Raw genomic sequence first — 12,967 nt, forward strand, 5'->3', positions numbered from 1 at the left:
GCGGCTTTATTCCTCAAGCCGGCGGCATCCGCCGATGCGAACGGTCGGCCGGGCAGGGCACCCTCAACGATCCGCCACCGCCAGATATTGTTGCGGCGCACGGCCGAACAATCGCTTGAACATCACGATGAACGCGCTCGGGCTTTGATAGCCGAGCGCGAGCGCGACATCGCCGACTGACGCGCCCAGCGCCAGCCGCGTGATCGCCTCCGACGCGCGCATGTGCTGACACCAGCGTCCGAACGTCATGCCCGTCTCGTCCTTGAAGCGGCGCGCCAGCGTCTTGCCGCTCGCGCCCAGTTCTTCACCCCATCGCTCCAGCGAGTAATCGGTCGCGGGCTCCATCATCATGTGCTCGCAGATTGCCAATAGCTTCGCCGAACTGGGCAACGGCAAACCGTGCTCGCCGGGCGCGGCGGCTTCACGCAACAGGCGCAGCAGCAGGGGGACGGACAGCGCTGTGCGGCTGTCCGGGGCGTAGTGGATGCCGTCGGGGAGGATGTCGACGGCGAGCTCGCGCAGCAGGGGGCCAACGGTGAGCGCGAGCGCGTTCGGCCACAACCACGACACGGTGCCCGGCTCGACGCTGATGGTGCAGAAGTGCATGCGCCCGACGGCGTGCAGTTCGTGCGGCGTGTTGGGCGGCAGCCATAGTGCACGCGACGCCGGTAGCGTCCAGGTGTGCGCAGGCGTGAGCACTCGCACCACGCCACGCAGCGCCATCACCACGTGACCGTGCTGATGCTGGTGCCAGGGCTGGCGTTCGCCATCCTCGCACTCCATGCCCACAAGCGTGACGTCGCGCGCCAGATGTCGACGCGTTTCCGGGTAGCGGCGCAGCAGCAATTCCTTCATGACGACTTCCCAACCGGACCGCTCGACACGGTCAGACGACGGCCGCGCGTTCAATTGCCCCTCGTGAGGACAACGCGCGGCGCGCCAAAGCATAGAGAAATGGACAAAAAATGTCCGTTTCTCAACATTTTTTGCGATTCACAGCAAAACGATCCCCGGTATTCTACCAACTGCCATCAGGGTTCAGGTGGCGGATACAAGTGATAATAGTAATGCGTCTCATTTATTTTAATTCATTCAGACAGAATGACACTGACGCGGGAAGCGGACGTAAAGTGAAACGAAATCACACGGGGAAGCCGACCCAGGCGCGGCGATTGACGATGCTCGCGGCCATGGTGGCGGGAACGGTCTTTGGGCAGCCGGCGGCGATGGCCGCCGATGCCGGCAGTGACAATACAGCGGCCGGTGCCGCCGGCGGGGCGATGGTGTCGCTGCCCGCCACGCAGGTGAACGACTCGTCGCTCACCGAGAGCCCGAACGGGCCGGGACGCGGTTACGTGGCCAAGCGCATGAGGACCGCGACGAAGACCGACGCCGCGACGCTGACCACGCCACAGGCGACCTCGACGGTGACACGTCAGCAAATGGACGATCAGGGCGCCATCACCATCGATCAGGCATTGCGCTACACCACCGGCGTCAATACGCAGGACGGCACCGACGTGCGCTTCGACCAGCTGCGTGCCCGCGGTTTCGATATCGACGCATACCTCGACGGTCTGAGCATCTTCCAGTCGCCGCGCTTTGCGACGGCGCGCGTGGACCCGTATCTGCTGGAGCGCATCGACGTGATGTTCGGCCCGTCGTCAGTGCTCTATGGACAGGGCAACCCAGGCGGTCTGGTGAACTACAGCAGCAAGCTGCCCACGGATCAGCCGGTGCGCGAAGTCATGCTTCAGATCGGCAATCACGACACCTATCAGGCGGGCTTCGATCTGGGCGGATCGCTCACCCCGGACGGCACGATCCTCTATCGCGTGGTCGGACTGGCGCGTGACGCCAGGACGCAGGTGAGCGCGATCAAGGACGAGCGTCTGGCGATCGCCCCGTCGATCACGTTCCGGCCGGACCGCGACACGTCGCTCACGCTGCTGGCAGGCTATCAGCGCGACCCGCAAGGCGGCCTGTTCAACCCGGTGCCGGCGAGCGGCACGTTGTTCGCGAACCCGAACGGTCACCTCGGCGCCGATCAATACTTCGGTGACCCGACCCGCGACGGCATGCAGCGCACGCAGTACTGGTTCGGCTATCAGTTCGCGAAGCAACTGAACGACACGTGGCGCGTCTCGCAGAACGCGCGCTACCTGCATATCGACCAGAACTACTACCAGACGTCGGTTACAAGCGGCTTCGGCGCGGATCAGCGCTCGGTCTACATGTGGGGCAATGCAGACAAAGAGCACGTCAGCCAGTGGCAGATCGATACGAATGCACAGGCGAAATTCTCGACCGGCCCCGTCGAGCACACGATGCTGTTCGGCTTCGACTATCGCCGCGTGCTCGAAGGCGATAACTACGGCGGCGCCGTCGTCGGGCAACTGGATCTGTTCAATCCCGACTACGCCGCGTTGGCGGGGGTGAACCAGAACACGCGGCTGGACTATTCGCTGAGTCAGGCCGGTCTGTATGCGCAGGACGAACTGCGGTACCACCGCTGGGTGCTCACGCTCGGCATGCGTGAGGACTGGGCGACGACCCGTTCCAGCACGAACGGCAATACGCTGACGGCCGACAACCACGCCTTCACGTGGCGCACCGGGCTGGCCTACGCGTTCGATAATGGCATCGCGCCGTACGTGAGCTACGCGAAGTCGTTCGCGCCGGTGCTCGGCACGACCTTCTCCGGCGGGGCGTTGCAGCCCACGCAGGGCAAGCAGTACGAAATCGGCGTGCGTTATCAGCCGAAGCAATACGATGCCTCGTTGCGTCTGTCTGCCTTCGATCTTCGTCAGGAGAATGTGAGTGTGGTCGATCCGGCACACCCGACGTTCCCCACGCAGACCGGTGAAGTGCGCTCGCGCGGCTTCGAAGCCGAAGCGCGTGCCAACGTCACCCGCGATCTGAAGGTCATCGCGTCGTACACGTATGTCAATCAGGTCAACCTGCAAAGCACGACGGCGCAAGGCAAGCGCCCGCCGATCACGCCGCGCAACAACCTCGCCCTGTGGGCCGACTACACGATGCACGAAGGCGTGTTGCGCAATCTCGGGTTCGGTGCCGGGGTGCGTTACATGAGTTCGTCGGCGGGAGACGCCGCCAATACGTTCGAAGTGCCGAGCCGGACGCTGGTCGATGCCGCCGTGCATTACGACTGGCAGCAATGGCGGTTCGGCATCAACGTCAGTAACCTGTTCAATCGCGAATACCTCTCGTATTGCACGAACTCGTTCCTCTGCTACTACGGCGCAACACGAACCGTTCTGGGGACAGCCCGATATCAATGGTGATGCAACGAAAATCGTTTGCCGTCCGGCGCCGCCTTCTGGCGGCGTTTGGCGTTGGTGCGGTGGCACCGTTCCTGCACGCTTCGCGTGCTTTTGCCGCTTCTGGCGGCTTATCTGGCGCCTTATCTGGCGGCGTATCGGGTGAGGCGGCGGCTTCGGGCCGCACGCCGCGTGTCGTCGTGCTCGACTGGGGACTCGCTGCGCAGGTGCTCGCGCTGGGCGTGGTCCCGGTGGGCGTCGCGCGTCCGTTCTGGTACCGGCTGCTTTCGGGCACGCCTGAGATGCCGGATTCCGTGGTCGACGTGGGGCTGCTGTTCCAGCCCAATTTCGAGGTCGTGCAGTCGTTGCGCCCCGATCTGATCGTCATCACGCCCGCGCATGCCTCGCTGGCCGATTCGCTGTCGCGCATCGCGCCGCTATTCGTCGCGCCGCCTGCGCATCCGCATGAAGACGGATACCGTCTCGCGCAGCGACGGGCGCACGCGTTGGGGGACGCCCTCGGGCGTCCTGCCGAGACCGCGCGGCTGCTCGCGCAGACGGATGCGCGCCTTGGCGCCGTGCGAGACCGGCTGGCGCAGCATGGCGCCACGCAACGTCCGATCTATCTGATGAGTCCCATCGACACGCGTCTGACGAACGTCTTCGGCCGCGAGAGCGTATTCGGCGGGACGCTCGCTGCCGTCGGCCTCACGAATGCCTGGCGACGCCCGAGCGATACGGAGGGCATGGCACAGATCGATTACACGCAGCTCGGTGTCGATACGGCGGCGAGCGCGATGCTCATCGGGGCGCGTCCCGGTTTGCTCGGCATGCTGGGCCAGAGTCCGCTGTGGCAGGCGCTGCCCTTCGTGCGCGGTGCGCGCGTCGGACAACTGCCGATGATGCTGCCCACGGGCGGCACCCCCACGGCCGTGAAGCTGGCCGACGCGTTGAGCGTCGCACTGACGGGGGCAGCGGTATGAGCACAGGCAATCCGTTTTCCCCCGTGACGAGTGGCGCGCCGCGCGGCGCGTCGGCACCCGTCGACGTGCGTCATCTGTGGCGTCTGGCGCTTATTGTCGGCCTGCCTGCGGTGGCCCTTGCTGTCGCGACGCTACTGGCGCTGCGCCCGGCGGGTGTCGACAGCGGGGCGTTCGTCGCGGCGGTGTGGCACGCGATCGTGCATCCGGTGCAGGGCGCCTACGCGCCGACGTCGCCTGCCGCGATGTCGGGGCTGCTCGTGAATTACGCCTGGCTGCCGCGTCTGGCCATGTCGTTGCTGGCCGGTGCCGGGCTCTCGCTCGCCGGCGTGATGTTCCAGCAGGTGCTGCGCAACCCGTTGGCCGAGTCGTTGACGCTGGGCGTGGCTTCCGGCGCATCGCTCGCTCTCTCGGCCGCGACGATCTGGCTGCCGCCGGTCGCGCTGGCGTGGAAGTCCGGCGTCGCCATGGCAGGGTCGGCGGCCGCCATAGCTATCGTGATGGCATTGACGTGGCGCAGCCGCTTCGCGCCCGTGCCGGTGATCCTCGCGGGCATGATCGTCAACCTGTATTGCAGCGGCCTGTCGATCATGGTGTCGATGACCCACGAGCGTGCGCTCGTCGGCGTGTTTGCATGGGGGGCCGGCTCGCTCGTGCAGAACGGCTGGCACGACGTCGGCTGGCTGCTGCCGCGCGTGCTCGTGGCGGTCGTCGCGGCGGCGCTGCTGCTCAGACCGCTGACCCTGTTCACGCTGGACGACCGCAGCATCACGCAACTCGGTGCGCGCGTCGCGTGGATTCGCACCGCGGGCCTCGTGGTCGCGGTTGCGCTCTGCGCCTGCATCATCGGCACGGTCGGCATCATCGGTTTCGTCGGACTGGCCGGGCCGCAACTGGTCCGGCTGGCGGGCGCGCGACGTCTGCGAGATCAACTGGTCTGGGCGCCGGCCATCGGCGCCCTCATGCTGATGCTGACGGATCAGATCGTACAGTGGCTGCCGCTGTTCGACGGCGCATCGCTGCCGACAGGGGCTGCCGCCGCGCTCTTCGGCGGTCCGCTGCTGCTATGGCTGCTGCGTCGCACGCGCGCCGGCGAAGTGGCGACGGCCGATGCCGCGCCGCCTGCGCGTGTGCGTCACCCGCTGCGCTGGCTGGCGGTGACGCTGGCGCTCGGCGTGGTGATCGTGTGGGCGACGCAGCATCTCGGCCGTACCTTCGATGGTTGGGGATGGGCGAGCGGCGATGTCTGGACGGCGATGTCGCCGTGGCGCATGCCGCGCATGCTGGCGTCGGCCGCGGCAGGTGTCGCGCTGGCGCTCTCGGGCACGTTGCTGCAACGGATCAGCGGCAACCCGATGGCGAGTCCCGAACTGCTCGGCGTGAGCGGCGGGGCGATGCTCGGCGTGCTGATCGTGACGTTCGTCGTGGTGGGGGCGGGCGCTTCCGTTCTGTTCCTGGCGGCCTTCGCGGGGGCGGCGATCAGTCTCGCCGTGATGCTGACGCTCTCGCGCAAGGGAGGCTTCTCACCCACACGTATGCTGCTCGCCGGTGTGGCCATCTCCGGCATGGCGCAGTCGCTCGTGGCGATTGCGAGTGCGAGCGGTACGGCCAATGCCTTCCTGCTGCGCTCGCTGATGCTCGGGCTGACGTACATCGTCGGCCCCGGCATTGCGATGGTCACGGTCGCGGCGGCGCTCGCGGGGCTGCTGCTGACGTGTCTCGCGTCGCGCTGGCTCGATCTGCTGCCGATGGGCGATGCGACAGCCACGGCCGTCGGCGTGAACGTGAAGCGCGCGCGCCTGTGGCTCTGGTGTCTCGCCGCGACGCTGAGCGCCGTGGCTACGCTCGTCGTCGGCCCGTTGTCGTTCGTTGGTCTGCTCGCGCCGCACCTCGCCCGCATGGCCGGATTCGGCAAGGGACGCCCGCAGGCCGTGGCGGCGAGCGTGTCCGGCGCGCTGCTGATGATTGCCGCCGACTGGCTCGGCCGTAACCTGCTGTTCCCGCAACAGTTGCCGGCGGGCGTGCTCGCCATGCTGATCGCGGCACCGTATCTGCTGTGGCACTTGCGTCGTCAAGTGGCCTGATGTCCCCCCAATATCCCCACAAAATATAAGAGAGGTTTGCCTCCTATGTCCTTGTTCTGGCAACTGGTGCGTGCGTCGCGATGGCCTTTGGCAATCGCGCTCGCCGGTAGTCTCATCAGCGGTTTCGGCAATGCCGGTCTCGTCGCGCTCATCAACCGGGCGCTCGGTGCACCGCGCGAGCATCTCGGCGTGCTCGGCATGCAGTTTCTCGGCCTCGGTGTGCTGGTGCTCGTCACGCGTGCGCTGTCGCAAACGCTGTTCATGTCGCTCGGTCAGCGGGCCAAAGCGACGCTGCGCATGCAGGTCGTGCGTCGCATCGGCGCGGCGCCGTACGCGAGTCTGGAGCGGCACGGCATCGCCCGTGCCATCGCGGTACTCACGCAGGATCTCGACACCATCGTGGTGCTGTTCGTGAATCTGCCGGTGCTCGCCATGCAGGGCGCGGTGATCGCGGGCTGCCTGATCTATCTCGGCTATCTGTCGTGGCAGATTCTGTTGTTCGCGGTCGTGACGATCTTCATCGGCGCGGCCGGGTTTCGTTTCGCGAATCAGCGTGCGCTCCTGCATCTGCGCAGCTCGCGCAAGCGCGAGGAAGCGCTGGTGAAGGATTTCCGGGCGTTGTTCGACGGCGCGAAGGAACTCAAGCTGCATCGTGCGCGACGCGACGCGTTCATCGAAGATCGCCTCGCGAGCAACGTCGAAGCGGTGCGCGTGCAACGCACACGAGGCTATGTGCTGTATGCGGCGGCGGCAAGCTGGGGCAGCTTCATTCTCTTCGCGTTCATCGGGCTCACGCTGTTCGTGGTGCTGCGTCATGTCGATCTGCCGCCGCAGGTCGTGTCGGGCTATGCGCTGGTGTTCCTGTACATGATCATGCCGATCGAGGGGGTGCTCTCGGCGATGCCCTCGCTCGGGAGTGCACGCGTGGCGCTGGAGCGCATCGCGCAGGTCGAGAAGGAACTGCCGCGCGAGTTGCTGCCGGCGCCCGCCAGAACGGAAGTGCCGGTGTTCCACGACATCACGCTCGAAGGGGTGACGCACAGCTACTTCCGCGAACAGGAGAACGAGAACTTCACGCTGGGCCCGATCGGTCTGACGTTCCGCCCGGGCGAACTCGTCTATCTGGTCGGCGGCAACGGCAGCGGCAAGACCACGCTCGCCAAGCTCATCGTCGGCCTCTATGTGCCGGAGCACGGCAGGATTCTGCTTGACGGTGTGCCCGTGGGCGATGCCGAGCGCGACCACTATCGTCAGTTGTTCTCAGTGGTGTTCAGCGACTTCTTCCTGTTCGAACATCTGCTCGGCTTGCCGTCCGATGGACTTGATGCGCAGGCGAAGGCGCTCCTGACGTCGTTGCAGCTCGATCACAAGGTCACGATCGAAGACGGCCGCTTCTCGACGCTCGATCTGTCGCAAGGGCAGCGCAAGCGTCTCGCGTTGCTCGTGGCGTATCTGGAAGACCGGCCGTTCTACGTCTTCGACGAATGGGCGGCGGATCAGGACCCGCTTTTCAAGGATGTTTTCTACCGCCAGATGCTCCCCGCGCTCAAGGCGCGCGGCAAGAGCGTGCTGGTGATTACGCACGACGACCGCTATTTCGATCTGGCGGATCGTCTGATTCGCCTCGACTACGGCCAACTGCGCGCGCCGCAGACCGATGCCGGGGCGCACCACGAACCTGCTTCACCGAAAGCCCATGACTGATACTCCGATGTTCGCGCTGCAAGACGTTTCCTTCGCCGTGGAAGGCCGCACGCTCCTCGCGCCCCTCACCCTCGAACTCGCGGGCGGGCAGGTGCATGGGCTGATCGGCCACAACGGCTCGGGCAAGTCGAGTCTGATCAAGTTGCTCGCGCGCCAGCTCTCGCCGGTCAGCGGCAGCCTCCAGTTCGAAGGACGCGCCCTGGCGTCGTGGGGCGCGCGCGAATTTGCGCGTCGCGTGGCGTATCTGCCGCAACAACCGCCGGCGGCAGCGGGAATGACGGTGTCCGAGCTTGTCGCGCTGGGGCGTTATCCATGGCACGGCGCGCTCGGGCGCTTCGATGTGCACGATCACGAGGCCGTGCAACAGGCGATGGCGCAAACGGACGTGCTGGGCTTTGCGGATCGTCTGGTGGAATCGCTCTCGGGCGGCGAGCGTCAGCGCGTGTGGCTGGCGATGCTTGTCGCACAGCAGGCGCAGTGTCTGTTGCTCGACGAGCCGACGTCGGCGCTGGACGTCGCCCATCAACTGGACGTGCTCAAGCTCGTGCGCGAACTGGCCGACACGCACGGGCTGGGCGTGGTGATCGTGTTGCACGACGTGAACATGGCGGCGCGTTTTTGCGACACGCTGCTCGCGCTCAAGCAAGGCAGGCCGATCGCCCGGGGCACCCCCGCCGAACTGATGTCGCCTGACACGCTGCAAACCATCTATGGCGTGCCGATGGGGGTGCTGCCCAACCCCGACGGCGGCATGCCGGTGAGCTACGCGCGCTGAGCGGGCTCAGGCGTCGGCGAGGTAGCGTTGCGGGGTGCGGCCCGTGACCTGTTTGAACATCGCGATGAAGGCGCTCGGACTCGCATAACCGAAGGCATCGGCCGTCGCCGCTACCGACGAGCCGAGCGCCAGTGTCGAGATCGCTTCGGACACGCGCAGGTGCTGACGCCATGTCACGAACGTCATGCCGGTGTCCCTCTGGAAGTGACGCGCAAGCGTGCGTCCGCTGACTCCGAACTGTTCGCCCCAGAAGTCGAGCGTCAGTTTGCTGCCGGGGTCGTTCATCAAATGCTCGCAAATCGCCTGCAACCGTGTGTCGCGCGGGACCGGCACGCCGCGCTCGGGCAGGGCGGTGGCGTCGCGCAGCACACCCAGTAGCGGTGGCACCGAGAGTGCGGCGCGGCTCGTCGGGCCATAGCTGTCGCCGTCACGGCCGACGGTGACCGCCAGCTCGCGGATCAGCGGGGTGACGAGAATCACCGTTGGCCGCACCCAATCCCAGGGAAACATGCGCGGTTCCATGTAGACGTTGCAGATCTGCGCGTCGCCCACGGCATGTAACTCGTGTTCGACATCGGAGGGCAGCCACACGGCACGCGAGGGCGGCAATGTCCAGATGGCCGTGGACGTCAGCACGCGCACGACGCCGCGCACCGCAAATGCCAGTTGACCGTGACGATGCTGATGCCAGATCAGCCGCTCGCCGTGGCGGTACGACGTGATCTGCGAATAGACATCGCGCGGCAAAGGACGCACGGCATTGGGGAATCGCTTGCGCAGAAAATCGTTCATGCCGGGGTTTGTAATCGGGCATCGATACTCAGACGAAATTTGTCAAAAAATCGACATTAATTGTCGCCCTTGCCTATTCCGAACCCGATATTCTCCTGATCTATCAATGTGTTTGCCGAATCTCACGCAAATTTAGTAATGAGTCTCATTTGCGATATTTTCGCCAGTGTAGCGGGAATTGGACCGAGACGCTAAAGGCACAATCACCACACAAAACAAGGCACCGATTCACGATCGCCGGAAGATCCCGGCAACAAGGAACCAGGGGAAGTGTTGTCAACGATGCAAAAGAATCAGAACCAGCAACCTCGCCGCGCGGCACGGGGCCGCATGTCTGACGGCATGAGGACCGGGCACCCGTCGCCGCTGCGCCTCGCGCGGACACCCATCGCCGTGGCGATGCTGATGTTGGGGGCCGCAGCGGCGCACGCGCAGTCGACCTCGCCCGCGACGGCGGCACCGGGCACGACGGCGGCACTGCCGGCGGCAAACGTCAGCGCGCAACGCGATGCGCAGACCGAGGGGTCGAGCTCGTACGGCACCTCGACCACGACCATCGGCAAGACGCCGCAGGCACTCAAGGACATTCCGAACTCGGTGTCGGTCGTCACGCGTGCGCGCATGGACGACCAGGCGATGACCTCGGTGGCCGATGCGCTGCAATTCACCACCGGTATCACGGCGGTCAACTACGGTGACGGCACTTACTACTTCAACTCGCGAGGCTACAACGTCGGCGTCGAATACGACGGCGTGTCGATCCTGAGCGGTATCCAGTACCAGCCGCAATTCGATCTCTCGATGTACGACCGCGTGGAAGTCTTCCGCGGCCCGGCGGGGTTGCTCGACGGCACGGGTGAACCGGGCGGCACGGTCAATCTGGTGCGCAAGCGCCCGGGAGACACCTTCGCCGTGCGCAGCGAGACGTCCATCGGTTCGTGGGCGAATTATCGTCAGATGATCGACGTTACGGGCCCGCTCAACGAATCGGGCACCATTCGCGGACGCGCCGTGCTGACCGGCAATACCGGCAACAAGTCGGTCACCCGGACCAACGAAAGCAACTTCCTCGCCTATGGCGCGCTCGAATTCGACCTGACGCCGCGCACGTTGCTGTCGCTCTCCGGCTCGTATCAGGTCAACCCGTTGCATGCGTTCGACTATGGTCAGTCGCTGCTGACGAACCGCACATTCCTGAACGCCCCCAACAACTCGAACTTCTCGCCGGACTGGAACTACGCCTGGACGTCGATGCAGGAAGTCAACGGCAAGCTGGAGCACCGTTTCGATAACGATATCGTCTCGACGACGACCATCAACTATCGCCACGTGCTCTCGAACAGCAAGTACGCCTATCTCGGCCCGGGCATCAACGCTGCGACGCTCACAGCCCGTTATTTCGGCCAGTCGCAACGTGGCGAGAACAACCTGCTGGGGATCGACTCGCATTTGTCCGGTCCGGTGCAGGCGTTCGGCCGCAAGCACGAATGGCTGGTCGGCATGAACTACCAGATGACGCAGCAGCGCAGTCTGTCGGGTGGCGAAAACCTCGGCACCTTCAGCATCTTCTCGCCGCCGTCGGTGGAGCCGACCATTCCGTTCGACTCCGGCAACAAGTTGCAAGCGCAGCAGTTCGGCGTGTACGGACAGGCGCGTGTTCGCGTGCTCGACCCGCTCACCGTCGTGCTGGGCGGACGCGAAGCCTGGTATCAGCAGCAAAGTCAGAATCTGCTCCCGACCGAAGGCCCGTGGAACACCACCGCACGCGCGAACAACAAGTTCATTCCGTACGGCGGTGTGGTGCTGGCCCTCACGCCGCAGATCAACGCGTACTTCAACTACTCGAAGATCTTCGCACCGCAAACGGCGACGACGTTCGACGGTCAGGGGTTGCCGCCGCGCGAAGGGCAGCAATATGAGGTGGGCCTGAAGGGCACGTTCCTCGACGGTCGCCTGAGCGCCACGGTGGCGGCTTATCGCATGACGGACACGAACCGTGCCGTGGCCGACCCGTTCCATCCGCTGGGTTCGGTCGCAGCGGGCTCGGCGCAAAGTCAGGGCTGGGAAGCCGAGGTGACCGGGGAAGTCACGCGTAACTGGAATGTCTACGCCGGGTACACGTTGCTCAATACGCGTTACAACAGCGATCCGACCCAGGTCGGTCAGGCGCTGGATGGCGAAGAGGCGCAGCACTTGTTCAAGCTGTACACGACGTATCGCTTCACGAACGGCCTGTTCGGTGGCGTGCTCGACGGCCTGCGGGTGGGCGGTGGCGTACGCGTCCAGAGCTCGACCTACCGTGCAACGGGCTTCTCGCAGGGCGGCTACGCCGTGTGGGACGCCATGCTGGCCTACCGCGTGAATCGCCATCTCGAAGCACAGCTCAACGTGAACAACGTGTTTAACCGCGACTACTATGCCCGCGTGCCGTCGACGTTCTACGGTATCTACGGTGAGCGTCGCAACATCATGCTCACGCTGCGCGCGGACTATTGAGGGTTGTAGAACGGCGAATCGCGTGCCCGGAACCCAAGGCCGGGTGAAGCGCTAGCCGATTGGACAGCCCTATGCAACGGTGTGTTGCGTAGGGCTGTCGGCTGATATTGGCAAATGGCGGTACACTCCGAGTACACGTCACCCTAGCCGGGTGGCACGCACCTCCCAATTTCAGCCGGTTTGAACGTCAACATGAAGTCCCCTGGTACTGCCTCTGCCACGCCCAACTGCGACGCTGGCGAATGCGTCGAGCTTGTCGCTACGGCAACCCTGCCGACCCGTTACGGCACCTTCACTTCCCATGCATTTCGCGTCAAAGACAGCGCCAACGAGCATCTCGCGCTGGTCATGGGCGATGTGACGGACAACACGTCGGGCGCCTTGCCGCCGCTGGTACGTCTGCATTCGGAGTGTCTGACGGGCGACGTATTCGGTTCGTACCGCTGCGATTGCGGTGAACAACTCGATGCGGGCATGCGCAAGATCGCCGAAGAAGGTCGCGGCGTCATGCTGTATCTGCGCGGCCACGAAGGGCGCGGCATCGGCCTGAGCAACAAGATCCGGGCGTATCTGCTCCAAGAGCAGGGCCGCGATACGGTCGAGGCCAACCTCGATCTGGGGTTGCCCGACGACGCCCGCGAATACGACTCCGCCGCCGCCATCCTGCGCATTCTCGGCGTGGGCTCGGTGCGCCTCATGAGCAACAATCCGAAGAAGTTCGATACGCTCATCAAGCACGGTATTCCAGTGAGCGAGCGCGTGGCGCTCGACATCCCGATGCGTGAAGAGAACGAGCGCTACATCCGGACCAAGCAGGTCAAGTTCGGACACTACTTCGAAGAGAACGAATGAGCG

General features: G+C 64.9%; 9 protein-coding genes. 7 read left to right on the top strand and 2 right to left on the bottom strand.

Going from position 1 to position 12,967, the window contains the following annotated elements:
* Positions 1-63 precede the first annotated feature (63 nt).
* Positions 64-855 (bottom strand): AraC family transcriptional regulator, encoded by a 792-nt coding sequence (locus PCA20602_RS14435; protein WP_069341840.1) that lies wholly within the window; start codon positions 853-855, stop codon positions 64-66.
* Between the two features lie 275 nt (positions 856-1,130).
* Between PCA20602_RS14435 and PCA20602_RS14440 the strand changes: the two genes are divergently transcribed.
* From PCA20602_RS14440 to PCA20602_RS14460, 5 genes are read left to right on the top strand one after another with little or no spacing between them, the layout of a single operon-like run.
* A complete protein-coding gene (locus PCA20602_RS14440; RefSeq protein ID WP_246182163.1) occupies positions 1,131-3,305 on the top strand; it encodes a TonB-dependent siderophore receptor in 2,175 nt (724 codons plus the stop codon).
* Positions 3,305-4,264 (top strand): ABC transporter substrate-binding protein, encoded by a 960-nt coding sequence (locus PCA20602_RS14445; RefSeq protein ID WP_174981140.1) that lies wholly within the window; start codon positions 3,305-3,307, stop codon positions 4,262-4,264. Before PCA20602_RS14440 ends, PCA20602_RS14445 begins: the two co-directional genes overlap by 1 nt.
* Entirely contained in the window at positions 4,261-6,345 is a 2,085-nt protein-coding gene (gene fhuB, locus PCA20602_RS14450) for a Fe(3+)-hydroxamate ABC transporter permease FhuB (protein WP_150721821.1), read from the top strand. The genes PCA20602_RS14445 and fhuB overlap by 4 nt, the downstream gene beginning before the upstream one ends.
* 45 nt (positions 6,346-6,390) lie before the next feature.
* Positions 6,391-8,049, top strand: coding sequence for a cyclic peptide export ABC transporter (locus PCA20602_RS14455; protein ID WP_150721822.1), 1,659 nt, complete (start codon positions 6,391-6,393; stop codon positions 8,047-8,049).
* Positions 8,042-8,824: an ATP-binding cassette domain-containing protein gene (locus PCA20602_RS14460; protein ID WP_217432432.1), complete on the top strand. Its 783-nt coding sequence runs from the start codon at positions 8,042-8,044 to the stop codon at positions 8,822-8,824. Before PCA20602_RS14455 ends, PCA20602_RS14460 begins: the two co-directional genes overlap by 8 nt.
* 6 nt (positions 8,825-8,830) lie before the next feature.
* Here the strand turns inward: PCA20602_RS14460 and PCA20602_RS14465 are convergent, their stop codons facing one another.
* The gene (locus PCA20602_RS14465) at positions 8,831-9,616 is read right to left on the bottom strand and encodes an AraC family transcriptional regulator (protein WP_150721824.1); all 786 of its coding nucleotides are present in this window, start codon (positions 9,614-9,616) and stop codon (positions 8,831-8,833) included.
* A 330-nt stretch (positions 9,617-9,946) separates the two neighbouring features.
* Between PCA20602_RS14465 and PCA20602_RS14470 the strand changes: the two genes are divergently transcribed.
* Both PCA20602_RS14470 and ribA read left to right on the top strand, forming a co-directional pair.
* Positions 9,947-12,112, top strand: coding sequence for a TonB-dependent siderophore receptor (locus PCA20602_RS14470; RefSeq protein WP_246182164.1), 2,166 nt, complete (start codon positions 9,947-9,949; stop codon positions 12,110-12,112).
* A 192-nt stretch (positions 12,113-12,304) separates the two neighbouring features.
* Positions 12,305-12,964: a GTP cyclohydrolase II gene (gene ribA / locus PCA20602_RS14475; protein ID WP_150721825.1), complete on the top strand. Its 660-nt coding sequence runs from the start codon at positions 12,305-12,307 to the stop codon at positions 12,962-12,964.
* Positions 12,965-12,967 lie beyond the last annotated feature (3 nt).

The sequence above is a fragment of the Pandoraea capi genome, assembly GCF_902459735.1.
GTDB classification, from domain to species: Bacteria; Pseudomonadota; Gammaproteobacteria; order Burkholderiales; family Burkholderiaceae; genus Pandoraea; species Pandoraea capi.